Consider the following 24,700-nt stretch of genomic DNA (forward strand, 5'->3'; position numbering starts at 1 on the left):
GACCGTCGGTCACCTCCGTGGAGGGCGGATGCGGTAGTGAGCGGTATACCTCAGAGTCATATTCATACCTCTGAGGTATACCGCTCAACAGCACATCGACATGGCAGGCAGCGTTCCACGAACGTGCGGTACACCGGTGTTCCCGGCAGGTTGTCGCGGATGGCGAACACCACGTGGTCGAACCGATCGACCTCCCGCAGCGCGTACGCGAAGGCGTCGGCGACCGTAGCGGGATCGTTGCGGAACACGCCGCACCCCCAGGCGCCCAACACCAACGTCCGATGTCCGTGCGCGGCCGCGACCTCGAGCACCCGGCGAGCACGCCGGGCCAGCACCGCCGGCACGTCCGGGGAGAAGATGACGCGGTCGCTGTACCGCAGGTCCCGCTAGAACCCACCACCCGGGCTCTTCGCCGAGGCGAACACCAGACAGGCCGCTCCGGGGGCCAGCCGACGGGCCGCCTGCAACGTCGACTCGTACGTCGGCCGACGAGCTGCACCACCCAGCAGGTAGCTACGCTGGCGAGATCGGATGGCGGCTCGCGGCCGCCAGGACGCCCCGAACCCCCGCGTGGGAGATGCCCGACGATGAGACAGCGCTACGCCAACCTGGTCCGCATCCGCACGCTGGACCCCGAGCTTGACTGGCTGGACATCTACCAGACCATGCTGCGGTTGGAGTTCCCGTGGGACATGAAGCTTGGGCTGAACCTGGCGTTCAACCGGTCGTTCTCCGTACCGAGCATCGCCGCGGTGCATACCGCCACCGGGGAACTGACCGAGCGCACTCAGAAGCGGATCGACGACACCGGCCTGCTGATGTACGAGATGGTGCTCAACGGATTCGACCAACCACGCGGTCGAGACGCGCTGCGCCAGGTCAACCGGATCCACCGCCCGTACGACATCCCCAACGAGGAATACCTCTTCGTCCTCGGTTGCCTGGTGATCATCCCTACGCGGTGGCTGCAGAGGTACGGCTGGCGTCAACCGTGCTGCCATGAGCGGCGGGCCACGTACCTGTTCTACCGAGAGCTGGGCCAACGGATGGGCATCACCGACATCCCCGGCTCCTATGAGGAGTTCGAGACCTGGTTCGACGCGTACGACGCCGTTCACCTGACACCCAACGACGATGCTGCGGCCATCGAGCGCGCCACCCGGTCGCTGCTGCTCAGCCGGATTCCCAGACCCCTCGCGCCGCTCGGTGACGGGCTGGTCAGCGCCATGTACGACGATCGGTTGCGGCGTGCGACTCGGGTCGCCGCACCGGCGTGGCCAGTCCGAGCCGGCCTGTACCTGGCGTTGAAGGTGCGCGCCCGACTGAAGTGTTGGCTCGGAGCCCCGCAGAGAACGCCGTTGTTCTCTGACGGAATCAAAAACAGGACCTACCCCGGCGGATACGAGATCAACAAGCTCGGACCCCAGACCGACGAGGCTTCTGAGCCACCTCGATCATGACCCGACGGGTGACCCGAAGTTGATCGTCGCTGTGACTGCGCTTACCTGGTCCTAGTGCTGTGACCAGGAACGTTCACGGTGTTGGGTGACACGCCGTCTAGCTAGGCTGAACGCATGACTGACGCGGCGGGGCCGATCGAGCCGTCCGGGGTGTGGGCCACAGCCGTGGGCGTGGCCCGGGTGAGGGCAATGGAGACCGCACGCGAGCAGCCGCTGTTCCGGGACCCGCTGGCGCTGGCCTTCGCCACGGCCGGCGGGAAAGGCCCCGGGACGCCGCCGCCCCCGGGCGCGGACGAGGCGGCGCGGCGCCGCTGGCTCGGTGTGGCCTTCTCGATCGTCATCCGGACGAAGTTCCTGGACGACCTGCTGGATCGGGCGGTCGCGTCCGGCATCCGGCAGGTCGTGCTGCTCGGAGCCGGGATGGACAGCAGGGCCTTCCGGATGGACTGGCCTGCGGGTACGCGGTTGTTCGAGGTCGACACGGCCGAACCCCTAGGCTTCAAGGCCTCGGTGCTGCGTCAGGAGCGTGCTGTCCCGCGCTGCGAGCGGATCACCGTCCCGGTCGACCTACGCGAGGACTGGCCCGGCGCCCTGGCCGCGGCCGGGCACGATCCGGCGCAGCCGACGGTGTGGATCGCCGAGGGCCTGCTGATCTATCTACCCGAGGACGCGGTGGAGTCGCTGCTCGAACGGGTCGGCGCGCTGTCCGCCGCGGGCAGCAGGATGGGCCTCACACTGGGCTCGCGCGGTGTGGTCGAACGCTTCCGCGAGGATGCCGCTTCGGGATCGGCGGCGTCGATGTGGGTCTCGGAGATGCCGGAGGACCCGGTCGGCTGGCTACACGGCCTCGGCTGGGAGGCGGAGACCTTCACCCTGCGTGAGCGCGCCGAGGCCTACGGGCGTCCCGTGCTGACCCCGCCGCAGCAGGACGAGGGCGCGGGCGGGCTCGTCTCGGCGGTTCGCGCCACGCACTGAGCACGACGAAGGCCCGGTGGACGGCCAGGACGTCGGGATGGCGGGCGTTGGTGTTGCGCCAACGCAGTCGAGGCCGTGACCGGGATCGAACCGGCGTACGCGGTTTTGCAGACCGCTCCCTCACCACTCGGGCACACGACCAGGCAGAAGCGCCCGCGGAGGGAATCGAACCCCCGACACACGGGCGCGGGTCGACCGTCTCCCTCGTCCCGGAGGTAGTGCCCCCGGCCGGCCCACGCAGGCGCCGGCCGGGGTCTTGCTCCTGCCATCCGCTGTGGAGTTAAGAATCTGCGACGCCGCCGGCCGCAGCCGGTACGACAAGCAGGGGCGGCAGGACTCGAACCTGCAACCTTCGGTTTTGGAGACCGGTGCTCTACCAGTTGAGGGCTACGCCCCTATGGAGTTGTTCCAGTGAGCCGGTCGGTCCGAGCGTGGTTAGCCTGTCGTCTCGTCGGTGTCGGGCCAGAGCCGGACCGCCCGCGCGGCGGCGTCGAGGATCACCTGGCCGTCGACCTCCAACCGCGACTCGGGCATGTCGTACGCCGGCCACTCGCAGACGAAGGTGACGGGCCCGGACGGCGGTAGTGGCCAAATCCAGTAGTGCGCCTCGTGCCGCCGGGCGTCCGACTGAGAACTGCCCGGAAACAACAGCCGGCCAGCGGGCTCAGCATCCAGCGGCGTGAGTGAGCGTCGATCCATGTTGGTGACGGTGCTCCCGTCGGCGAACTGCACACCCACCCGGAGGAATTCAGCCGGCACGGGCTGCCCGGCCCAGTACCCGACCCGGTGGTGATGCATCAGATCAACCCGACGGTCCGGCGTACGCAGCACCGCGGTCACGCTGAACTCGAAGCCCGCAGGGTAGGCGAGTAGGCCGCTGATCGCGACCGCTACGCGATCGGTGTGGACCAGCACGTGGCTTTCGGCCACGACACCGGGGATCACCGCCTCGGGTTTCATCCAGGCGGGACGGGGCTCTCTGATCGGTTCTGGCTCGACGTCCGATGCCGCTACCTGCCGGTCGAAGAAGCCCATAGGGCCACCTTCCCACAATCCCAAGCTCTCATAGGGCCGGGTCGACCTGCGCTCCACCGACTCGGTGCTTACCCGGCACCGCCGAGGCCCGACGCATCATCGCGCAGGTAGACCGTGGCCGGCCCATCCACCGCCAGGGTGTGGTGTTTTCGGCGTAGGGCGATCAGTGTTGCCCGCACCTCAGGTTGCTGAGCGGCTTCGGCGAGGTCGAAGGCTTCGGCGGCGTAGGCGTGCGCGACGCGGAACGCGCCCAGGTCCAGGGCGAGGGCGCCGAGCAGCCCGGACAGGTGGACGGCGAGGGTGTAGAGCCGGGCGCGTTGCGGTGGGTGCTGCTGCCCGGCCATGAGCTCATCCACACAGGTACGCAACGGCCGCAGGCGCGCCAGGCGGGCTGCCGGCGGAAGGCGTTCGCGGTCGGCGATGGCGTGTCGGATCTCGTCTTCGAGGTAGCCGAGTCGGGCGTCTTCGTCGTTGCAGGACTTCAGCGCGGCCCGGCGGGCGTTGATGCTGTTCTCGTCTTCCCAGAAAGCTGATTCGTCTTCAGCGGAATCAGGGCTGCCGACGGGCTGCGGCCGGCGCGGGTTCTTCCCCGACGGGACCGCCGTTGGCTGTGGTTGGTGCCGCTGGGCTCGCTTGGTGAGGCGGTCGTACTCCTGGGTCAGGGTGCCGTCGGTGTGCAGGGCGGTGTCGCAGCGTGCCCAGAACTCGCGCTCGGGGTGTTGGCGGCCGGTCTCGGTGTTGGCGACGGAGCTGCGGCCGTACTGCACGAGCCGGGCGAGACCCTGCTGGGTGAGGTTGGCTTCCTTGCGCAGCTGTGCGAGCTGGCGGCCGAGTGCGCGCCGTGCCGTCGTGATCTCGTCGGTGTCGGCCATGGTCTGCCACCCCCTGGCGGTGCCGAGATGCGGTCACGGTGCGGGCAGACCGTATCCGCTGCCTCCGACAATTCCTGGGTCGGTCACCGAGGGCTGTCGTACGTCGGTAGGGCACGGACGGGGTGTGGCCGGCAGCCGCGCGGGGCCGGGCAGCCTACCGGCTGTGTTCGCAGCCGGGAGGGGTCACGCACGGCGGGCGATGTCGCAGTCTTGTCGGAGTCGGCGGCGGTATCTACCGACAATGTCGTGGCCCGGCGCGGCGGGCGTGTCGGACGGCCGGCGTCCTACCGTCGACCCATGCCCGCCGAACGCCGTGACTTCACCGCCGATCTACCTCGCAAGCCGGCCCGGCAGGCACGCGGCCACGGGTTCACCAGGTACGTGGAGAACGCGCTGCCGGTGGCCTGAGCCCCCGCCCTGCCAGGGCCAGCCCGTCCGCGATTCGACTCGATCCACACACGTCCCACCGCTACCGGTTTGCGTAATTTCGAGGAGGTTTGTTCATGACTCAGTCGGTCACCGCCAAGACTCCCAGCACAGCGGACCAGCCGGGCACCGTGCGACCGGAGTCGGTCTTGCCGGAGTTGCGGGCCACGTGGTGGGAGACGGGGGTGCGGGCCCGGGCGGAAGCGGGCGTGTTCACCGTCTTCGCGGAACTCCCCCGGCTCGTCTGGACCGCTCTGGGCGTCAGTTGGCGCGCAGACCGGTTCCGCACGGGTGTGGTGGCGGTAGCGACGGTCGGCGCCGGGGTGATGGCGGCCTTCGGCCTGTTGGCGACGCAGCGGGTGTTGGTGGAGTTGTTCGCCGGCGGGCCGACCGCCGACAAGGTCCGGGCGGCGTTGCCCGCGCTGGCCGTGCTGGCGGTGGCGGTCGCGCTGCGTGCGGGGATGGGCATCGCCACCGGGTACGCGCAGAACGCGTTGACGCCGCAGGTGAGCCGCGAGGTGGAGCGGGGCCTGTTCGAGGTGTCCACCGAGGTGCGGCTGGAGGCGTTCGACGCCGACGCGTTCGCCGACGACATGGAACGCGCCTCCCGAGGCACCGAATCCGCGATCGGCCTGGTGCAGTCCTCGATGAACCTGCTCGCCGGGCTGGCCGGCGTACTGGCGGTGGCCGTCGCCGTCGTGGTGATCCACCCGCTGTTGCTGGTGGCGTTGTTGGTGGCGACAGTCCCCAACGGGTGGGCCGCGCTGCGGGCGGGGCACCTGCGGTATCAGACCTACACCGCCGGGTCGGTACGGCGGCGCCGGCTGTGGCTGTTGCAGCGGCTGATGGCCGAGCGGGCATCCGCGCCGGAGTTGCGGTCGTACGGGCTGCGCCGGTTCCTGCTCGACCAGTACGACCGGGTCATGCAGGTCGAGACCGACATCCAGCTCGTCCTGGCGCGGCGGGTCACCACCACCACCTCGGTCGGGGCGATGATCGGCGGAGTAGCCACCGCCGCGGTGTACGTCCTGCTCGGCCTGCTGCTGATCGACGGGCAGATCCCCCTCGCCGCCGCGGCGACGTGCGTGATCGCCGTGCAGTCCGCGCAGCGCTCCCTCGCCATCGTCACCTTCCAGGTCGACCGTGTCTACACCGAGGGTCAGCACTTCAACGACTACACCGGGTTCATGACCCGCGCCGCCGCCTACCTCCCGGGCAGCAGCGGACCGGTGGCCACGACGGGCCCCGAACGGCTGCGGGAACTGACCGTCAGCGGGGTGAGCATGCGCTACCCCGACCGCGACACACCCGCCGTCGACAACGTCACCATGACCATCACCGCCGGGCAGACCGTCGCGTTCGTCGGGGAGAACGGCTCGGGCAAGACGACCCTCGCCGCGATGATCGCCACCCTCCGCACCCCCACCGACGGCGCAATCGAATGGAACGGCCAGCCCATGTCGGAGTGCGACATCGACGGGCTGCGAGCCCGGATCGCGGTAGTGACGCAGGAGTACCACAAATGGCCGTTCACCGCGGCCACGAACATCGCCATCGGCAACGTCGACACCGACGCCCAGCAGGCCCTCATCGAGGCCGCCGCCGCCCGCGCGGTCGCCCACGACATGATCACCGAACTACCCCACGGGTACGAGACACTGCTCGACCGCACCTTCGCCCGAGGCCAGGACCTCTCCGGCGGGCAGTGGCAACGCATCACCGCCGCCCGCGGCTTCCTGCGCGACGCCGAACTGCTCATCATGGACGAGCCGTCCTCCGCACTCGACCCCCGCGCCGAGGACGCCCTGTTCCAGGCCATCCGCGACCGCAGAGGCCGGGCCACCACGATCCTGATCACCCACCGGCTCGCGAACGTCCGCCACGCCGACCGGATCTTCGTCCTGCACCACGGCCGGCTGGTCGAAGCCGGCAACCACGCCGACCTCATCGCCACCGGCGGCCGGTACGCCGAACTGTTCGCCCTCCAGGCCGCCGGCTACGACACCACCCCGAGCGAGGACCACCCCATCCCGCAACAGCAGCTACCCGCCTCGCAGGGCGGATGACGTGTTCACCGCGCTGATCGCCCGCGCCGCCGCCGCCGGCCTGGTCGCGATGGTCTGGTCCATCCCACAGATGTCGCTGGTGACCATCGCGACGCGGCCGTCGAGGCGAAGAAGTGTCCGGGACCGTCGCTACAGGCCCAGGCTGCGCAGAGTTGGCACGGTCTGGCCCACCCAGGCGAGATCGGCGTCTTCGCGGGCACCCTGGGTGCGTTGTGTGCCGGCCAGGAACCACAGGAAGTAGGTGGTGTAGCCGGGCGCGCTGACCACTGTGTGGTAGCCCTCGGGCATCATCTGCATCACGTGGTCGCGGATGGTGACGTTCTCCTCGTACCCGTCGTCGGTGTAGACCCGGCTGATGCCGAACCCGTCCGCCGGGTTGACGCGGTAGTAGTACATCTCCTCGTGTGCGGCCTCGGCGGGCAGGTCGTCGACCCGGTGCCGGTGTGGCGGGTAGGTGCTCCAGTTGCCCGAGGGCGTGTAGGTCTCGCCGACGATGAGCCGGCGCGCGGGCAGGTCCGGTTGGGCGATCTCGGTGAGGATCTGGTGGTACGTGCGGCCGAAGTTGGCCGCTCCCCAATTTCCGGTCGCGACCTGCTCCGGCGCGATGACGTACGGGTCGGTGGCCAGCTCACTGGGTGCGCTGGGGAGGGCGATCTCCACGGCGGTGACGGCCTCGATGGTGATCGAGGAGCCAGCCGGGAGGTAGACGGAGTGCGGCTTGCCGGAGAACACGTCCGGACGACTGCCGACCTGCGGGAAGTGGTGGCCGCCGACGGTGAAGCTGGCCGTGCCGCCCAGGATGACGGCCAGGATCTCCCGATCACCGGACTCGCCGGTCCAGGACTCACCGGCCGACAGCCGCAGCAGGGTGAAGTCCAGCAGCCGGCAGGGGTTGAAGGGCAGCGTGTTCCGGCCGTCGGCGGCGGAGATGGTGCAGTGGTAGCGGTAGTCCATGGTCACCTTTCGGGATGCGGGGCGGTGCGGGTCGGTCGCGGTGCTCACCAGGGGCTGGTCCAGCCGGGGATCGTGGCGCGGGTGAGGGCTTCCAGGTAGAAGTAGTCGCCCCACAGGGTTCCCTCGTCGACGCCGACGTTCTTGGGTTTGTCGTAGACGCCGTGCAGGATCAGCGCGTTCGAGCCCGGCTGGCCGCCGGTGGAGTAGTGGTCGATGAGTGAACGCAGGATCTCGGCGGCGGCTGCCCGGTACCGGCCGGCGCTGGCCGGGTCGGTGAGGTTGTCGGCGAGTTCGAGCAGGCCGCAGACGGCGATGGCCGCGGCCGAGCTGTCCCGTTCCTGGCCGCTGTCGTCGCCGAACTCCAGGTCCCAGTACGCGACGTGGTCGTCGGGCAGGTGGGCGAGGAAACGGTCGGCGCAGGTCATCGCCGCGGCGAGCAGCGTGGGATCTCCGATGTGCCGGTGGTTGAGGCTGAACCCGTAGATGCCCCAGGCCTGCCCGCGCGCCCAGCAGGAGTTGTCGGCATGGCCCTGTTCGGTTTCCCCACGCAGTGGCACACCGCTGTCCGTGTCCCAGTAGAAGGTGTGGAACGTGGTGCCGTCCGGACGCAGGATGTGCTGACGCAGTTGAGCGGTGTGCCGGCGGGCCGCGGCGGCGTAGCGGTCGTCGCCGGTGGTCTGGCTGGCCCAGAAGAGCAGTGGCGTGTTCATGAGGCTGTCGATGATGGTCCGGCCCCGTTGGCGGGGGTCGTTCAGGTCGCCCCAGGCCTGGATGATTCCGGCGGGTTCGAGGACGCGCGTCATCAGGCGGTCGGCGGCGGCGAGAGCCGCGCCTCGGGCCCGTGGATCGTCGGTACGGCGGGCCGGGGTGACGCAGGAGAGGGTGTAGAGGAACCCGAGATCGTGGGTGTCCAGGTCGATGCCGCGGGTCATCCGGGACGCGAAACTGTCCACGTGGGACAGTGCGGCCCGCAGGTGCCGGTCGTCACCGGTCAGGTCGTGTGCCAGCCAGAGCTGGCCGGGCCAGAAGCTGGTGGTCCAGCCGACATTGGCGCCCTCGGGTTGGCCGGCGCTCGGCGGCCGGAGCGGGTAGCGGTTGGCGTCGGTGGTGTCCGCGGGGTACCGGTCGCCGAAGGTGACGATGTTCGCGTCGACGGTGCGTATCGCGGCGGCCACCGCGGCTGCCGTGGCCTCTGCGTCGGAGCTGGGACGGACGTCGGTCGCCGTCATGGATGCTGTTCTCCCTCGTGGGTTCCGGTCCGGTGCCAAGCAGGTGTCATCGGCGTCCCGGCTGGGTGGCCGGGACATGGTGGTCAGGCGCGCTGGGGTGCTGCCGTCGGTGGGTCGAGGGCGGCGCGCAGGGTGAAGCGGCTGTTGGCCCAGACGACGTAGAGCAGTGGCGCGGCGGCGAGGCCGAGCGCGATCGCGGGGCGGGCCGCCAGGATCTGGGCGAGCAGCGCGAGCACGAGCAGCGACGCGGCGGTGAGGTACCACCGGCGTACCGCCAGATACACGCAGGCGCGGGCCACCTCGCGCAGCGGCGCGGTGGGTCGCTCGGCGACTGTCACCAACCCGAGCAGCGCGGTCGCGACGGTGAGGACGATCAGGGTCGCCAGCACCGGCAGGGCGAGTGCCCCGACCCGGTGGCCCCACGCGGCGCGGGCGTCGACAGCGAGCACCACCAGGGCAACCATGGCTACCGCCGTCCAGAGCATCGCCGGCCGGGCACTGGCTCGCCAGGCGCGGCCGTAGGTGCGCAGCACGCCGCCGATGTCGCCGGCCGAGTAGGCCGACATGACGGCGAAGACCGCACAGAGCCCGGGCGCGCAGAGCGGGGCGGTCAGCGCGTACAGGGGCCAGGAGCGCGCCGCCTCGGTCGTGAACGCGAGCGTCACCAGTGGCAGGCAACCGAGCACCAGCAACAGGTTGGTGACGAGCGCGACGTAGAACCCGTCGAAGACGGCGGTGATGATGGTGTGGCGCGAACGCATGGACCTCAGCCCTTCAGCCCGGTCGAGGCGACGCCCTCGACGAAGTAGCGCTGGCCGAGCAGGAAGATGACGGCAACGGGCAGCACGGACAGCACCGAGCCCGTCATGATCAGCGCATACTCGGCGTTGTACTGGGAGATGAAGGTATTCAGCCCCAACTGGATGGTGCGCAGCTCCGGACTACGCAGATAGATCAGTGGGCCGAGGTAGTCGTTCCAGGTGGTCGTGAACGTCAGCAGGGCCAGGCTGGCGAGCGCCGGCCGGGACAGCGGCAGGATGATCCGTCGGTAGATGCCGAACTCGCTGAGCCCGTCGACCCGCGCCGCTTCGCTGAGCTCCTCGGGAATCGTCTCGTAGAACTGCTTCATCAGGAACACGCCGATCGCGCCGAACGCCTGTATCGCCACGATCGACCACAGGGTGTTCGACAGGTGCAGCTTCGACATGAGGATGAACTGCGGGATCATGTACGACTGCCAGGGCACCGCTATCGTCCCGACGTATGCCAGGAAGAGCAGGTTGCGGCCGGGGAAACGGACGCGGGCGAAGCCGTAGGCGGCGAAGCTGCCGGTGAGCACCTGCAGGAAGGTGACGATCACCGCCAGCAGCAGGGTGTTCCGTAGCCACGTCGTCATGTCCGAGCGTTGCCAGATGTCGAGGTAGTTGCGCCACACCACGGGATCGGGGAGCCAGGTGATCGGGATGGTGAAGACGTCGTTGTTGGTCTTCAACGACGTCACCACCATCCAGAAGAACGGCAGCAGCAGCCCGGCCGCCGCGAGCACGAGAGCGACGTACCCGACGAGCCGCCAGCCCCGAGACCTGACACGTCGGGCGGACGTTGCGTGGTTGCCGGGCGCGGCGATGGCCGGGACGGGTGTGGAGAGGTCGGTCGCGGTCATCAGCTGTTCCTCCGCTTGTTGACCCAGAACTGGATGACCGTGATGCCGAAACAGATGGCGAACAGGACGATGGAGACCGCCGAGGCGTAACCGAACTGGTTCTCCTCGAAGCCCTTCTGGTAGATGTACTGCGAGAGCACCAGTGTCGACTGGCCCGGTCCGCCGCCGGTCATCACGAGGATGAGGTCGAAGACCTTGAAACTTTCGATGGTGAGCAGCACGGTGACGAAGAAGGTCGTGGTTCGTAACCCGGGGAGGGTCACGTGCACGAACCGCTGCCACGGTGAGGCGCCGTCGGTCTCGGCCGCCTCGTAGAGCTGGGCCGGGATGGTCTGCAGGCCGGCCAGGAACAGCAGCATGTAGTAGCCCATGTACCGCCAGGTGCCGACGATGATGACCGCCGGCATCGACCAGGTCGACGACGCGGTCCAGCCCGGCGGATCGTCCACCCCGACGGCACCGAGGAGAGCGTTGATCGGGCCGTACTCCGGGCTGAACAGCTGGTTCCAGACGACCGCGATCGCCACGATCGACGTGATGTAGGGGAAGAAGGCGACGGTGCGGAAGAACCGTACGCCGCGCAGTTTGCGGTTGAGCAGCAGCGCCAGGCCGAGTGCTGCGGCGAGGGTCAGCGGGATGTGGAAGACGGCGTAGTAGACGGTGTTGCGCAGTGCGGTCCAGAAGCTCGCGTCGTCCCACATCCGCCGGAAGTTGGCCGTGCCGGTCCACTCGGCAACCCCGAAGACGTTCCAGTTGGTGAAGGCCACGTAGAACAGCACGACGACGGGTAGCAGTGTGAGCACGGCGAAGCCGAGGAAGTTGGGCAGGATGAACGACCAGCCGGCGACCGTGTTGCGCGACACCAGCCGCCGGTTCCTGGGTCTCGTGCGCGGCAATGTTGCCATAGGGAGTCTCCGGAAGCGTTCGGCATGGTGGCGGGACCGGCGTGCGGTTCAGGCGCGCCGGGCCCGCCATCAGCTCACTGGTTGAGGACCTCGTTCTTGGCGCGGGTCTGCGCCTTGCTCAGCTCCGCGTCGACGCCCTTGCTGTCGGAGAGGATCGCCGAATGCGTCTCGTTGAGGAGGTTCTGCAGGCCTGCGGTGTGCTTCGACACCGGGTTCTCCGGCTTGATGGTGTGCTTGGCGTAGGCGAACTTCGACAGGTCGTCCTGCGGTACGCCGTCCAGAGCGAACAGCGTCCCGGTGACCGCGTCGGTGACCTGGGCCGGGGTGATGCCGATCCCGGCCAACGCCTTGCCGGCATCCGGGCCGGCCGCGTACTTGAGGAATTCCTTGGCCGCGGCGGCCTTCGACTTGCTGATCTTCGGGTTGATCCCCAAGGCGGTCGGGTCACCGAAGGTGACCGGCGTGGCGGAGGTGCCGGTGGTGGACTTGTCGAACTGCGGCGCCGGGGCGATCCCCCACTGGAACTTGTCGGCGTCACCGCTCTGTCGCTGGTTGAGCAGCGTGGCCACGTACCAGGTGCCCATCAGCATCATCGCCGACTGCTGCTTGCCGAACTGCGCCTGGTAGGTGAGCTTGTTGGTCTTCGCGGTGCCGAAGGTCGGCTGCGCGCCGGCCGCCTGCAGGTCCAGTGACCGCTCGTAGTACGGCTTCATGAAGCCGAAGTCCCCGGAGAGCAGGTCCGCGTTGGGGGTCTGCGCGAGCGCGAATCCCTGCACGGTCGACTGGAACGTGTGCTGGTACGCGCCTGTCGCGTTCGAACCGGCCGCCTTCAGCCCGGTGTGCAGTCGCTTCGCCGCGTCGGTGTATTCGTCCCAGGTCCAGCTGCCGTCCGGCGGCGCCACCTTCGCCTTCGCGAACAGGTCCTTGTTGTAGTAGAGCACCCACGAGTCCAAGCGGTACGGCACCGCGTACGCCTTGCCGTCCACCTGGTACGACGCGAGCGCCGGGACCGAGCCGAGACCGGAGGTGACGTCGGAGACGTCGAGCAGCTGACCACCGCTCTGGTACGTGTAGAAGTTCTTGAGGTTCTTCATGACGTAGACGTCCGGGGCGGTGCCGGCGGCCAGGTCCGTGATCATCTGGGTGTCGTAGTCGTTGCCGGGGGCGTACTCCTTGAGCTCCACCGTGACGTTCGGGTGGGTCGCCTTGAAGCCGTCGGCGAGCGTCTTGAACTCGGGCGTGGACGCCAGGGTCCAGCCGGCCAGGGTGATCGTCACCGGGGCGTTGGGGTCGACTGGCTCGTCTCCACCCCCGCAGCCGGCGAGAACAAGCGTCAGGGCCGTCGCGGCGCTGATGACGGCCGGTATCGCACGCTTCATCCCTTTCTCCTTCAGGTCAAGGGGCCCGGACGGGCCCGTACTGCTACCAGGCCGCTTGGGTGGGCCGGGCATGCTCCGTGTCCAGACGGGTCGACGTGCTGATCCCGTCGGGCCAGTCGACCGCCAGGTGAAGGCCGTCGGCGTCCTCGTCGGCCACGACCTGGCAGGCCTGCCCGGCCGTGGTCGCCGGCACTCTGGACAACTCGATGAGGGTGGCGGCCCATGCGCCCGGCCGGACGGGGTGGTCCAGCCAGGGCACGACCAGTCCCCCGGCCAGCGGCCCGCCGTGCGGAACGGCGGTGGCACCGGCCGTTCCGCCGCCATGCACGCTTTCGAGCCTGCTGGTCAGGCCGGCCCCGGTCACGACCGCCACCCGGTCGCCGACGGTCGCCGTCGCATCCCCGGGAACGGCCCAACCGCCGATCCGTAGCCGCAGCGCAGCCGCCTCGACACCGTCGGCGAGGCCGTCGACGCGGGCCAGACGCAGCTCCCAGGGGCCCCGGACCAGCGAGTACACCGTGAGGTGCCCGGCCGGTCGGTACCGGCCCACGAGGCCCCCGCCGTGATCGCGCTGACCCGGATCCGGGTCGACCCAGTGGACGAGGGCACGTGACCCGGCCACACCCACGCCGTCGGTGTCGACGTGAACGGTCAGCAGGCGCATGCCGGCGCGGTGGGTGACCCGACCCGCGTCGTCGACGAGGGTGACGGACTGGTCGAGCGGGCTGGCCCAGCCACTGTCGTCGAGGACGGGGGTGGTGGCGGTGGAGTAGCCCAGTCGGGCGTAGAGCGGGGAATCCGAGACGGTGGCGCCCTCGACGGCGTGGTCGGTGCCGTGGTTGACGACGCGGACGATGCCGTCGGCACGGGTGCCGGAGACCAGCCAGCCGGGCGCGTGTATCGCCCGCACCGTGTCCCGCTCCTGCACCGGCAGCGGCTCCTCGGCGGCCGTCCACACCGGATGGTCGGCGGGTAGCGCGATGCCGAGCAGGCCCTTGCTGGCCCAGTACGGCGAGCCCGGCCCGGAGTACGACTGCGCAAGCCGCGGCCACGGCCCGTGCCAGCCGAGGGTGAGCAGGCCGCGTTCGTCCACGGCGCCGTTGGCGACGAAGTGGCGCACGATGCGGGTGGCCGCGCCGCGCAACCGGCCGAGGCTGACCGAGGGCACGCCGGCGATGGCGCCGACCCAGAACGGCGCCGCCGCGGCGAAGCGGTAGGTCAGGCTTCGCCCCTGGATCAACGGTGATCCGTCGGCGTCCACGAGTGCCACCGCGTCACTCAGGAAGCGGTCGAGGCCGGCCAGGTCCCGTTCGCGGCGCTGCTCGGCCAGGTCCGCGGCGCCGGCCATCCGCGCCCACAGCGTCGGGTAGAGATGCAGGGCCCAACCCACGTAGTGGTCGTAGGCGCGGTGTGCCCCGTCGGACATCCAGCCGTCCCCGCGGACGAAGCCGTCGTGCGTGGTCAGGTCCTCGTTCATCTCGTCGAGCGAGTGCGGCCCGCCCACCGACCGCAGGAACGTCTGCACGACCAGCCGGAACCAGACCCAGTTGATCCGTGGGTACGTGTCGTCGCCGACCGCCGGGCGCAGATAGTCCACCACCCGCTCCCGCACCCCGGACGGCAACCGGTCCCAGATCCACGGACGGGTCAGGTCCAGGACCAGCGCGATGGAGGCGGCCTCCACCTTGGCCTGGGGGTGCTCGTCCAGGCGCACCCAGCGGTCCGGAGAGCTCGGGTCGGTGCCGGCGGCGATGCCGGCCGCGTACCGCTCCACGAGCTCGTCCACGCCCACTCCCTGGGCGCCCGCGATGCGGAAGCCGGCCAGCAGGAAAGTGCGGGCGAACCCCTCCAGGCCGTCGATGGCCCGCCCGTAACCGCCCTCCGGCCCGGGAAAGGTGACGAGGGCGTGGCCGGGCGACGCGAACGGCCGGGCGGCGGCGAGCATCCGGTCGGCGAGGGCCAGCCAGTCATCCCGATGCCAGGTCGCGACGGCGGGGGCATCCGGGTTCGTCCCCGCCGCCAGCCGGCCGGCCGTCCCGAACGTCATCCGAGGTCCTGTCGCATCGAGCCGTCTCCATGGAATGTGGCGAGCGGGGCGTTGTCCATGAATGTGACGTACAGACATCCGCCGGGTTTCCGAAGTAAAACGCTCACAACAGAGCAAGTCAATGCCGTTATCAAACCGATGTGGACACAACCGATCACGAGAGCGCACAACGCCGCCTTGATGCGCCAAGTGCTCTGATACGATCACAATCGTTCACAGCCGCTCCACCGGCCGAGGAGTCATGACCGTCGCGGACCGCTTCGCAGACCCGCCGACTGCGGCGTGGCGCGGACGGCGTCGGCCGGCTCAGCGCCGGCCGGCAGCCGGGTTCGGCGTCGTGCGCCGCGACGACCCGGCGGAGCACGGCTCCTATGCTCTTCGACGGATGGGGAGATCAGCTGATCCGGCTCGCGATCGACGTCACCGCGTTCGACCCGGCCGGCGAGCTCGTCCGCACCCTGCAAGAGCTCTCACCGCACGAAGTGTTCCCCGGAGGTCCCCATGACCAAGGACAGTCCTGTCGTCGCCACGGCGGAGGGCTCCCGAGGGCCGCTTCAGGTCGCCCGCCGCCAGCAACTGTTGGCAGCCCTGCAACGTGACGGCTCGATGCGCGTCTCTGACCTGTCCCACGTGCTGGGCGCCGCGCCGGTCACCATCAGGCGCGACATCGCGGAGCTGGCCGCCGAGGGGTTGGTTCGCCGCGTCCACGGTGGGGTCGCCCTGATCCTGCCGGACGACGCCCCGACAGCGGACGAGGCACCTGTCGCCGGCCTGGACCCGCTGGTCGGGCGCGCCCTCGGCATGCTCGTGCCCTCGTTGGACTACTACTGGCCGGACGTGGCTCGCGGCGTCGAGGGAGCAGCCCGCGAGCTCGACATGCGCGTGGTTCTGCGCGGCTCCTCCTACGACACCGACGACGACCAGCCGCAACTGGCCCGCCTCGTGGAGCGGATGGGCGTCGACGCGCTCATCATCGCGCCGAGCATGGACGCACCGAGCGCCGAGCGCACCATCGAGTGGCTCGACCAGGTCGGTGTCCCGGTCGTCCTGCTGGAACGCACGGCCACGGTGGGCAGCCACCACGCGGTCATGGAGTCGGTGGTCACCGACCACGCACTCGGTGCGGCCATGGCGGTACGCCATCTCACCTCGCTCGGACACCGCAAGGTCGGCCTGGTGCTCGACGCCAACAGCCCCACCAGCCAGCACGTACGGCGCGGCTGGCTCGACGCCACGACCGAGTGCGGCCTCGACTCGGACGCGACGGTGGTGGCCGTGGTGCCCGACGCACGGTCACCGGAGCGGGACACCGTACTCAACGACGTCCTCGACCGTTGCCAGGCGACCGGGACGACCGCGCTGCTGGTGCACGCCGACGCCGAGGCCATCGCGCTGGTGCAGCACTGCGAGGAGCGGCATCTCTCCGTTCCCGGCGACCTCTCCATCGTGGCGTACGACGACGAGGTCGCCGGACTCTTCAGCCCGCCGCTGACCGCGGTCCGACCGCCGCGACGCTCGATCGGCCGGGCCGCCGTGCGTCTCGTCGCCGACCGGCTCGTCGACCCCGACCGCCCCACCCACCGGATCGTCATCAGCCCGTCACTGCGGATCCGGGGATCGACCGCGCCGCCGCCCGCGTAGGCGCTCTTCTGGGCGGTGACACGAGCCCGGGCTGCGGACCTGCCGCAGCGATTAGTGACCTCGGTCCCGGCGGAGGAAGCACGACAGCAGTTGCCGGAATTCGTGCGGGTGCTCGATCGCCGGCACGTGCCCGCATCGGCCGAACACGTGCAGACGGACATCGGCCAGATGTTCGAGCAGGGGCTGGGCTGCCGTCCCGAGCGGGGTGACTCGGTCCTCGGCACCGTGCACGAGCAGCACGGGCGCGCGTACCGCTGCCAGCGTCTGCGCCGAGAGGGTGAGATCGTCGACCCATCGTGCCCTCGGTGGAGGGAACAACGACGCGAATGCGACCTCCCCCGCTCGCATCGCAGCCGCACGGGCCTCGACGGCCGAATCGGTCACGAGCGCTTGGTCGAGGACGAGACGACTCAGCATGTCCCGTGCCCCGAGCGGGCCGGCGGGAGCGGCCCAGACCGCGTCGAGCTCGGCGGACAGCGGTGCCCCGGGGGCGCCCATCGTCGAGACCGCCACGACACGGGTGACCTGCCGGGGGCGCGCGGCCGCCAACGCCAGCGCCACGGCGCCGCCCATGGAGTGGCCCACCACGGCGTAGTGCTCGAAACCGAGAGCATCCATCAGGCCCGCGGCCTGCTCCGTCCACAGCCGGAGCCCGCCGGAGGAACCCGCCGGGACAGGTGTACGGCCGAACCCCGCCTGGTCAGGAGCCACCAGGTGCCAGGACATGCCCAACGCCTGCGCCGTCGCCGCCCAGGCGCCGGACCCGGTCGTGCCGGGTCCGGAGCCGTGCAGCATCAGCACCGCGGGCCCGGTGCCGCTCTCCAGGACGTGGACGGGCGAGCCGTCGACGGTGACAGTCCGAAGTGCCGTCACCGGGGCAGGCCAGGTGTGCTCATGCCGATGCGGAGTTGACCGACTTCGAGAAGAGCTCCATCATCGCCCTGCCGAACTGCGGCATGTCGGGCCACCCCCGGCAGGAGACGAGGTTGCCGTCCACGACGTCAGGAGCGTCGATGACCGTCGCGCCCGCGTTCTCCATGTCACCGGTGATGGGCGGGAAGCACGCCGTCTTTCGACCCTTCAGCAGCCCGTACACCGCTGGCACCTGCGCGCCGTGGCACACCAGCGCGACGGGGAGGTTACGCGCGAAGAAGTGCTCGGTGATGCGCCGGACGTCGGCGTCGACCCGGATCCACTCGGGGGCACGTCCCCCGGGAATGATGAGGGCGTCGTAGCGCTCGACGTCGACCTCGGCCCACGGCACGTCGACCGGCAGCTTCCGGCCGTCCTTCTCCACGTAGGCGTCGGAGTTGGGGTCGAACTCGTGGATGACCAGTTGCACGTCACGCGTCGTCCGTGACGAAACGTCAACGTCCCAGCCACCCTCCTGGACGCGATAGTAGGGATACATGGTGTCGAGTTCCTCGGCGGCATCGCCGGTCAGGAGCAGCGCTCGGGGCACCTGCTTCTCCTCGCAACTGGGGGACGGGTGAGGCGGATCCAATCCGATCCGATTCAATCGATTGTTAGCATTCCCCGGCCCAGCCCGCCCGTCAAGCCTCTACCGCCACTGCGTCCGCGTCCTTGACCTCGTCGAACAATCGGCGGAAACGCTCGCCGGAACGGAGGATGTGCCGACGCATCGCGTAGGCGGCGGCGTCCGGGTCACGCGCGGCGATCGCGGCCACAACGTCCTCGTGCTCGGCCATGGCCAGGTGAGTGACCTGGGTGTCGAAGTGGAGTCGGAAGAGGTGCACGTGGCTGTGCAGGCGAGCGAGCGCTTCACGGATGACCTGGTTCTCCGCGCTCAGGGCGACGAGATCGTGAAAAGCGGCGTCGCGTAGCCCGAAGGCGCCATAGGCCATGGGCCCGCTGCCGCCCTCCAACTCCGCCATCTCCTCCAGCATTCGCCGCAGACCGGCCACCTGCTCCATGGACGCGCGTTCGGCGGATCTGCGCGCCGCCGCCGGCTCGAGCAGCAGGCGCACCTCGAGCATGTCCTCGAATCGGTGACGAGTGATCTGGGGAGGAATGCGGTAGCCAGCATGGGGCACACGCACGACCAGACCCTCGGCCTCCATGCGGTTCAGAGCGTCTCGGATCGGCGTCTGCGAAACCCCCAACTCTCGGGCCAGGACGTCGATCGTGACGCGGGAGCCGGGCTCGATCCGTAGCGACATCAGCTGTCCGAGCAGGGTGTCGTACACCTCGTCGGCAAGCCGGCCGCCAGATCTTCCCGGCGGCGTTCCGCCTGCCACGGCCCTGCGGCCCGGCGCGATCATCGCTTCCTCGTCCATCGTGACGTGAGGTCCTTTCTTGCGTCTTCGGGAACCTGTTGACATCAGTCACAACGCTGCGGGATGCTGACGCCCCACCAAATCGTATATGAAATGTGCCGGATGCTCGCCATCCTGCACCATCGCGGAACCGTCCGCCATCGCTCCACTTCGATCCCTGGAGCTCCCCTGAGCGGCGTACTCGTGACGCCGGCCCGCGGGTCGCCCCCCGCGACAGCCCGGCGACACGCCTGAACAACCAGCAACTGCACGGCGAAGCGCATAGCGAGGCACTAGAAGTCCACAACCAGAAAGCAGGCGAGAAGATGCGGCATCCGAAGCGAACACGAATGTCCGATCCCCGGCGAAAGGTACAGCTGGCGACGGCGGCCCTGCTGCTGGTGGCCACGACCATGACGGCTTGCGGCGGTGACAAGGACGACGATGCGAAGGCGAGCGCCCCCAAGGCGCCGGCGACCATCCCGGAGCTCACCAAGGACCCGCTGACCCTCAGCTTCATCTGGTTCGACTGGCCGCCCGCCAAGGCACTGGAAGCCTTTGCGAACGCGGAGTACAAGAAGGAACGGCCGAACGCGACCATCAAGGTCAACACCGTACCGAACGCGAACTGGCACGACGCGATGTTCACCCAGTTCGCGGCGCGCAAGACCGACTTCGACATCGCGATCCTGGACTCGCAACACATCGGCGAGGCCGTGACGAACGGCAACATCCTCGACCTCACCGACTTCGTCAAGAAGAACATCGACGTCACGGCCTACAACCCGTACCTCCTGGCGGCCTACGGCCAGTACCCCCAGGCGGAGACCGGCAAGCGCGACGAGAACGCCAGCCTGTACGGACTACCGCTGCTCGGCGACACCTGGACGATGATCTACCGCAAGGACCTGATCGGCGACAAGCCACCGCAGACCTGGGACCAGATGATCTCAGCCGCCGAGAAGTGCCAGGCGGAGAACCCTGGCGTCAGCGGGCTGGCCTTCCACCAGGCCAACGGCTCCGACGCCGCGGCCGTCACCTACAACACGGTCAACGGCGTCTACGGCGGCAACCTCTGGGACCCCAAGGCACGCAAGATCGACGGCGTCCTCAACGACACCGCCGGCCAGGAGGCAATGGACGTCCTGGTCAACAAGATGAAGCCGCTGACCGCCAAGGGCTCCGGCAACTGGTTCATCGACGAGGTGAACGCGGCGGTCGCCCAGGGCAAGGCCTGCATCGCGTTCAACTGGATCGCCGCGAGCGGTGGCCTGCTCGATCCGAAGGAGTCGACGCTCGGCACCACCCGGGAACAGATTCTCGACAAGCTGGGCTTTGCCACCCTGCCGACCCAGAAGACGAACCTGGTCCCGCTCGGCGGCATGGGAATGCACGTGTCGGCCTACTCCGCCGGGGCAAACCAGGCCGAGGCCCTGAACTTCATGGAGTGGTTCGAGCGGGCCGACGTCCAGAAGAAGTGGGCCGCGGCCGGTGGCGTGCCATCGCGTACGGACGCCCTGCAATCGCCCGAGTTCCTCAATGCCGGACCGTTCAACCAGGTGTACACCGACTCGGTTCCGCGCATGCGGGACATGTGGAACGTGCCCGAGTACGCGCGCCTCGTCAACATCGAGAACACCAACGTGAACGCGGCTCTGAACGGTGCGAAGAAGCCGAAGGACGCGCTCGACGACATCGCCAAGGAGCAGCAGGGCGTGCTCGACTCCGGCAACCGCAAGGGTGGCGGCGGACTGTGAGTGACTCCGTCCCTCTGACGACCGACCGTCCCGGGCAGGTGGCGTCCGCGACGCCGCCTGCACCGGGGCGGTCCCGCCGGCTGAGCGACCGCGGGCTCGCCGTGGCCTTCATCTCCCCCGCGCTGCTGCTGTTGCTCGCCATGTCGGTGTTCCCGTTGCTGTGGGCGTTGTACCTGTCTTTCACCGACTACTCGGCCACCCGCGGGGGGCCCGCCAATTTCGTCTGGTTCGGGAACTACACCGCCATCCTGACGTCGGCGCAGGTCCACACGAGGGCCTTGACGACGTTGATCTACGTGGTCGGCGCGGTCGGCCTGCAGACCGTGCTCGGATTCGGCATCGCCTACCTGATCTCCCGGCGCACGCATGGGCGGGGAGTGCTGACCACTCTGTTCCTGGTCCCGATGATGCTGTCGCCGGTCGTGGTCGGGCTGTTCTGGCGGTTCATGCTCGACGCGCAGTTCGGCGTGGTCAACAGCATGCTCGGCTCGCTCGGCTTGGGGCAGGTGGAGTGGCTCACCCGACAGCGAACGGCGTTGCTTTCCCTGATCGTGGTCGACACCTGGCAATGGACGCCGTTCATCATGCTCATCGCACTCGCGGGCCTTACCGCGGTTCCCAAGTACCTGTACGAGGCCGCCTCGATCGACCGGGCGTCCGAGTGGTTCAAGTTCCGCACCATCACCCTTCCGCTGGTGTGGCCGCTGCTCCTCATCGCCGTGATGTTCCGGGCCATCGAGGCCTTCCGGCTGTTCGACCTCGTCTACATCCTCACCAACGGGGGTCCCGGTGTCTCCACCGAGACGTTGTCGTTCCACATCTACAAGGTCGCGTTCCTGGGCTTCAACACCGGAACCGCCTCGGCGTACGGAATCCTCATGGTCCTCGTCGTCATCGTCCTCACGCAGCTCTACCTGCGCTACCTGAACAAGCTCAAGGAGGGCTGATGGCCGTCTCCGTCGACGAGGCCGTGTCTACAGGTCCTGCCCGGGATCACACGCCCCCCGCGCGCCGCCTTGGCAGCCGAGGCCGCTCCGTGCTGGAGGTCGCGCTGTTGACCGTGCTGGCCGTCGTGATGCTCTTTCCGGTGCTGTGGATGATCGAGACGTCCATCAAGGAGAACCGGGACGTCTACGCAATCCCGGCCAAGTTCTTCGACTTCAAAGTCACTCTGGACCATTACAAGGACGTGTTCGTCGACCCCGGCGGCGGTCGCTCAGCCTTGTCCGTCTCGTTCCTCAACTCCGTCGTGGTCGCCGGAGTCTCCACGGTGCTGGCCACCGTGCTGGGGGTCCCCGCGGCCTGGGCCTACTCACGCTTCGCCGTGAAGGCCAAGAAGGACCAACTGTTCTTCATCCTGTCCACCCGCTTCATGCCGCCCGTGGTGGTCGTGATCCCGATCTTCCTCATGTACCGCCAGGTCGGACTCATCGACAACAAACTCGGCCTGATCCTCATCTACGCCGCGTTCAACGTCCCGTTCACGATCTGGATGATGAAGGGGTTCGTCGACGAGGTGCCTGCGGAGTACGAGGACGCTGCCATGCTCGACGGCTACACCCGATTGCAGGCGTTCCGGCGATTTACCCTTCCCCTGCTCGTGCCCGGCATCGCCGCGACGGCGGTCTTCGCCCTCATCTTCTCGTGGAACGAGTTCGTGTTCGCCACCTTCCTCACCTCCAGCGACGACGTCCGGACGGCCCCACCCGCCATCGCCGGCCTCATCGGCGGCACCACTACGGACTGGGGTCTCGTGGCCGCAGCCTCGGTGGTGTTCGCCCTACCGGTGCTCGTCTTCGCCTACCTGGTTCGCAAGCACCTCATCGCCGGTGTGACGCTCGGGGCGGTGCGACGCTGATGGCGGGCATCGAGGTGAGCGCGCTGCACAAGCGCTACCCGGACGGAACGGTCGCGGTTGAGCACGTGGACCTGTCCATCGGCGATGGCGAGTTGTTCGTGATGCTCGGCCCATCGGGTTGCGGCAAGACGACCACGCTGCGGGCCATCGCCGGCCTGGAGAGGCAGACGACGGGCGACATCCGCATCGGCGACACGCTGGTCAACGACCTGCCGCCCGCCGAGCGTGACATCGCCATGGTGTTCCAGTTCTACGCTCTCTACCCGCATCTGAAGACCCGCGACAACCTGGCGTTCCCACTGCGGGCCGAGGGACTACCCAAGCCGGAGGTGCACGAGCGGGTCAACGAGGCCGCCCGGCTGATGCGGCTCGGTCCGCTCCTGGACCGGCGACCGCGCCAGCTCTCCGGCGGGGAGCAGCAGCGCGTCGCACTCGCTCGCGCCCTGGTACGGCGACCGCGCGCCTTCCTCATGGACGAACCCCTCACCAATCTGGACGCGGAGCTGCGGGCGGACATGCGCACGGAGATCAAGCACCTGCAGGGGGAACTGGGGGCGACCATGGTCTACGTCACCCACGACCAGGTCGAGGCGATGTCGCTCGGTCACCGAATCGCCATCCTCAACAAGGGCCGCGTCGAGCAGATCGGCACGCCGTTGGAGGTCTACGACCGTCCGGCGAGTCTCTTCTGCGCCGCATTCATCGGTTCTCCGCCGATGAACCTCATCGAGGTGGAGGTGGCCGACGGGCAGCTACGCAGTCAGGGCGGCCTGGTCCTCACGCCACCGCCAGGCCTGGCGCGCGACCGTCGCCTGGTCGCCGGCGTCCGGCCGGAGGCGCTGGAAGTCACCGACCCAGGGGCGGAACGGTCGGTCCCGGCCCGCGTGGTCTCGGCGGAGTGGCTGGGCGACGAAATCATCTACGTGGTCGACCACGGCGGCCGGCGCGACGTACGGGTTCGGATGCCACCGACAGTCCGTTTCGCCGCTGACGCAAAGGTAGGGCTACGGCACACCGGTGGAACCCCGGCGGTCTACGACGTGCGCACGGAAGAGCTGGTGGCCTGATGGGAACCGTGGCAGTGCAAGGGCTGTGCAAGTCCTTCGGCAAGGTCCAGGCCCTGGACGGGGTGACGTTGGACGTGCCGGACGGCTCGTTCTTCGTCGTGCTCGGGCCCTCCGGGGCAGGCAAGACGACGACCCTGCGAGCGATCGCCGGCCTGGAGAAGCTTGACGCCGGGTCGGTGCATCTGGACGGGAGGGACGCGACCGGTGACACCCCGGCCGCACGCGACCTGGCCATGGTCTTCCAGAACTACGCCCTCTACCCGCGACACACGGTGTACGAGAACATCGCCTCGCCGCTGCGGGCACGCCGCTGCTCGTCGAGCGAGATCGCCGCTGCCGTCGAGCAGATGTCGAACCTGCTGCACATCGAACGTCTGCTGCAGCGTCGTCCCGCGCAGTTGTCCGGCGGTGAGATGCAGCGTGTCGCCCTGGCCCGGGCGCTGGTCCGTCGCCCGCGCGCGTTTCTCATGGACGAGCCGCTGACGAACCTCGACCTCAAGCTCCGCGTCGAGATGCGTACCGAGCTCACCCGCATCCACCGGAGCCTCGGCGCAACCTTCGTCTACGTGACCAACGACCAGATCGAGGCCCTGTCCATGGCCGACCAGGTCGCGGTCCTCAAGGAGGGGACGGTGCAGCAGGTCGGAACGCCGACCGAGGTGTACGAGCGTCCAGCCAACAAGTGGGTCGCAGGATTCGTCGGGAGCCCACCGATCAGCCTGCTCGCCTGCCGCGCCGAGGGAGATCGTCTGGTCGGTGCGGAGGGCTGGACCCTGCCGCGGCCCCGCTGGACGACGGCTGAGGACGGTCGTGCGCTGCTGCTGGGCCTGCGCGCCGAGGACCTGTCCGTCGAGCAGCGTGGGGACGCGTCGTTGTCGGGGGAACTCTACGGGCTTGAGCCGCTCGGTGACCGCACGGTGGTCGACGTCCGGGTGGGGACGGAGATCCTCAAGGTCAAGGCACGACCCACCGTCACCGGTACGCCGGGCGAGCGGCTGCGTGTCACGGTCGACCTGGACCGTGCGCACCTGTTCGATGCGGGCACCGGGCTGTCGCTGTCCGAGGCCGGGCGGTAATCGGCGGGGCGGCG

Annotated in this window: 23 protein-coding genes and 2 tRNA genes; 9 read left to right on the forward strand and 16 right to left on the reverse strand. The window is 69.0% G+C overall.

Annotated elements, in window-relative coordinates; translation table 11 throughout:
• Positions 1 to 62 precede the first annotated feature (62 nt).
• Entirely contained in the window at positions 63 to 344 is a 282-nt protein-coding gene (locus C7C45_RS35275) for a TIGR02452 family protein (RefSeq protein ID WP_244200632.1), read from the reverse strand.
• A 42-nt stretch (positions 345 to 386) separates the two neighbouring features.
• On the reverse strand, positions 387 to 662 hold the full coding sequence (locus C7C45_RS35935; protein ID WP_425271185.1) for a poly(ADP-ribose) glycohydrolase domain-containing protein: 276 nt from the start codon (positions 660 to 662) through the stop codon (positions 387 to 389).
• On the opposite strand from C7C45_RS35935, the gene C7C45_RS29380 reads away from it, so the two are divergent.
• Both C7C45_RS29380 and C7C45_RS29385 read left to right on the forward strand, forming a co-directional pair.
• On the forward strand, positions 588 to 1,460 hold the full coding sequence (locus C7C45_RS29380; protein WP_110567511.1) for an oxygenase MpaB family protein: 873 nt from the start codon (positions 588 to 590) through the stop codon (positions 1,458 to 1,460). The two genes, C7C45_RS35935 and C7C45_RS29380, sit on opposite strands and share 75 nt — an antisense overlap.
• 114 nt (positions 1,461 to 1,574) lie before the next feature.
• Positions 1,575 to 2,435 (forward strand): class I SAM-dependent methyltransferase, encoded by an 861-nt coding sequence (locus tag C7C45_RS29385; RefSeq protein WP_110567513.1) that lies wholly within the window; start codon positions 1,575 to 1,577, stop codon positions 2,433 to 2,435.
• A 70-nt stretch (positions 2,436 to 2,505) separates the two neighbouring features.
• Here the strand turns inward: C7C45_RS29385 and C7C45_RS29390 are convergent.
• The 4 genes from C7C45_RS29390 to C7C45_RS29405 all read right to left on the reverse strand — a co-directional run bounded on the left by C7C45_RS29390 (position 2,506) and on the right by C7C45_RS29405 (position 4,342).
• Positions 2,506 to 2,576, reverse strand: a tRNA-Cys gene (locus tag C7C45_RS29390).
• Positions 2,577 to 2,757: 181 nt separating this feature from the next.
• Positions 2,758 to 2,832, reverse strand: a tRNA-Trp gene (locus C7C45_RS29395).
• A 38-nt stretch (positions 2,833 to 2,870) separates the two neighbouring features.
• The gene (locus C7C45_RS29400; RefSeq protein ID WP_146247441.1) at positions 2,871 to 3,470 is read right to left on the reverse strand and encodes a hypothetical protein; all 600 of its coding nucleotides are present in this window, start codon (positions 3,468 to 3,470) and stop codon (positions 2,871 to 2,873) included.
• A gap of 68 nt (positions 3,471 to 3,538) precedes the next feature.
• Entirely contained in the window at positions 3,539 to 4,342 is an 804-nt protein-coding gene (locus C7C45_RS29405; RefSeq protein ID WP_110567517.1) for a helix-turn-helix domain-containing protein, read from the reverse strand.
• A 503-nt stretch (positions 4,343 to 4,845) separates the two neighbouring features.
• Between C7C45_RS29405 and C7C45_RS29410 the strand changes: the two genes are divergently transcribed.
• Entirely contained in the window at positions 4,846 to 6,834 is a 1,989-nt protein-coding gene (locus C7C45_RS29410; RefSeq protein WP_110567519.1) for an ABC transporter ATP-binding protein, read from the forward strand.
• A 129-nt stretch (positions 6,835 to 6,963) separates the two neighbouring features.
• Here C7C45_RS29410 and iolB read toward each other — a convergent pair whose 3' ends face one another.
• The 7 genes from iolB to C7C45_RS29445 all read right to left on the reverse strand — a co-directional run bounded on the left by iolB (position 6,964) and on the right by C7C45_RS29445 (position 15,011).
• Positions 6,964 to 7,836: a 5-deoxy-glucuronate isomerase gene (gene iolB / locus C7C45_RS29415; RefSeq protein WP_110567521.1), complete on the reverse strand. Its 873-nt coding sequence runs from the start codon at positions 7,834 to 7,836 to the stop codon at positions 6,964 to 6,966.
• Positions 7,833 to 9,017 carry a glycoside hydrolase family 88 protein gene (locus tag C7C45_RS29420; RefSeq protein WP_110567523.1) on the reverse strand — a complete coding sequence of 395 codons (1,185 nt, stop codon included), beginning with the start codon at positions 9,015 to 9,017 and terminating at the stop codon, positions 7,833 to 7,835. The genes iolB and C7C45_RS29420 overlap by 4 nt, the downstream gene beginning before the upstream one ends.
• An 83-nt stretch (positions 9,018 to 9,100) precedes the next feature.
• Positions 9,101 to 9,778, reverse strand: coding sequence for a ferredoxin-NADPH reductase (locus tag C7C45_RS29425; RefSeq protein WP_110567525.1), 678 nt, complete (start codon positions 9,776 to 9,778; stop codon positions 9,101 to 9,103).
• A gap of 5 nt (positions 9,779 to 9,783) precedes the next feature.
• A complete protein-coding gene (locus C7C45_RS29430) occupies positions 9,784 to 10,680 on the reverse strand; it encodes a carbohydrate ABC transporter permease (protein ID WP_110567527.1) in 897 nt (298 codons plus the stop codon).
• A complete protein-coding gene (locus C7C45_RS29435; protein ID WP_244200633.1) occupies positions 10,680 to 11,543 on the reverse strand; it encodes a carbohydrate ABC transporter permease in 864 nt (287 codons plus the stop codon). Before C7C45_RS29435 ends, C7C45_RS29430 begins: the two co-directional genes overlap by 1 nt.
• Positions 11,544 to 11,659: 116 nt before the next feature.
• Positions 11,660 to 12,964 (reverse strand): ABC transporter substrate-binding protein, encoded by a 1,305-nt coding sequence (locus tag C7C45_RS29440; RefSeq protein ID WP_110567531.1) that lies wholly within the window; start codon positions 12,962 to 12,964, stop codon positions 11,660 to 11,662.
• A gap of 43 nt (positions 12,965 to 13,007) precedes the next feature.
• On the reverse strand, positions 13,008 to 15,011 hold the full coding sequence (locus tag C7C45_RS29445; RefSeq protein WP_110567533.1) for a DUF2264 domain-containing protein: 2,004 nt from the start codon (positions 15,009 to 15,011) through the stop codon (positions 13,008 to 13,010).
• Positions 15,012 to 15,512: 501 nt separating this feature from the next.
• Here C7C45_RS29445 and C7C45_RS29450 point away from each other — a divergent pair.
• Positions 15,513 to 16,652, forward strand: coding sequence for a substrate-binding domain-containing protein (locus tag C7C45_RS29450; RefSeq protein ID WP_110567535.1), 1,140 nt, complete (start codon positions 15,513 to 15,515; stop codon positions 16,650 to 16,652).
• Positions 16,653 to 16,703: 51 nt separating this feature from the next.
• Here C7C45_RS29450 and C7C45_RS29455 read toward each other — a convergent pair whose 3' ends face one another.
• The 3 genes from C7C45_RS29455 to C7C45_RS29465 all read right to left on the reverse strand — a co-directional run bounded on the left by C7C45_RS29455 (position 16,704) and on the right by C7C45_RS29465 (position 18,949).
• Positions 16,704 to 17,525 (reverse strand): alpha/beta fold hydrolase, encoded by an 822-nt coding sequence (locus C7C45_RS29455; RefSeq protein ID WP_110567537.1) that lies wholly within the window; start codon positions 17,523 to 17,525, stop codon positions 16,704 to 16,706.
• A gap of 19 nt (positions 17,526 to 17,544) precedes the next feature.
• On the reverse strand, positions 17,545 to 18,114 hold the full coding sequence (locus tag C7C45_RS29460) for a DJ-1/PfpI family protein (protein WP_110567539.1): 570 nt from the start codon (positions 18,112 to 18,114) through the stop codon (positions 17,545 to 17,547).
• Positions 18,115 to 18,205: 91 nt separating this feature from the next.
• Positions 18,206 to 18,949: a GntR family transcriptional regulator gene (locus C7C45_RS29465; protein ID WP_110567541.1), complete on the reverse strand. Its 744-nt coding sequence runs from the start codon at positions 18,947 to 18,949 to the stop codon at positions 18,206 to 18,208.
• 95 nt (positions 18,950 to 19,044) lie between these two features.
• Here C7C45_RS29465 and C7C45_RS29470 point away from each other — a divergent pair, with 95 nt between their 5' ends.
• The 5 genes from C7C45_RS29470 to C7C45_RS29490 are packed head-to-tail and all read left to right on the forward strand — an operon-like array spanning position 19,045 to position 24,686.
• Positions 19,045 to 20,685, forward strand: a complete 1,641-nt coding sequence (locus C7C45_RS29470; protein WP_244200634.1) for an extracellular solute-binding protein — start codon at positions 19,045 to 19,047, stop codon at positions 20,683 to 20,685.
• A complete protein-coding gene (locus C7C45_RS29475) occupies positions 20,682 to 21,632 on the forward strand; it encodes a carbohydrate ABC transporter permease (RefSeq protein ID WP_110567545.1) in 951 nt (316 codons plus the stop codon). Before C7C45_RS29470 ends, C7C45_RS29475 begins: the two co-directional genes overlap by 4 nt.
• On the forward strand, positions 21,632 to 22,543 hold the full coding sequence (locus C7C45_RS29480; protein WP_110567548.1) for a carbohydrate ABC transporter permease: 912 nt from the start codon (positions 21,632 to 21,634) through the stop codon (positions 22,541 to 22,543). Before C7C45_RS29475 ends, C7C45_RS29480 begins: the two co-directional genes overlap by 1 nt.
• On the forward strand, positions 22,543 to 23,610 hold the full coding sequence (locus C7C45_RS29485; protein WP_110567564.1) for an ABC transporter ATP-binding protein: 1,068 nt from the start codon (positions 22,543 to 22,545) through the stop codon (positions 23,608 to 23,610). The genes C7C45_RS29480 and C7C45_RS29485 overlap by 1 nt, the downstream gene beginning before the upstream one ends.
• A complete protein-coding gene (locus C7C45_RS29490; protein WP_110567566.1) occupies positions 23,610 to 24,686 on the forward strand; it encodes an ABC transporter ATP-binding protein in 1,077 nt (358 codons plus the stop codon). Before C7C45_RS29485 ends, C7C45_RS29490 begins: the two co-directional genes overlap by 1 nt.
• Positions 24,687 to 24,700 lie beyond the last annotated feature (14 nt).

It is taken from the genome of Micromonospora arborensis (assembly GCF_003205615.1).
In the GTDB taxonomy this organism is placed as follows: Bacteria; Actinomycetota; Actinomycetes; order Mycobacteriales; family Micromonosporaceae; genus Micromonospora; species Micromonospora arborensis.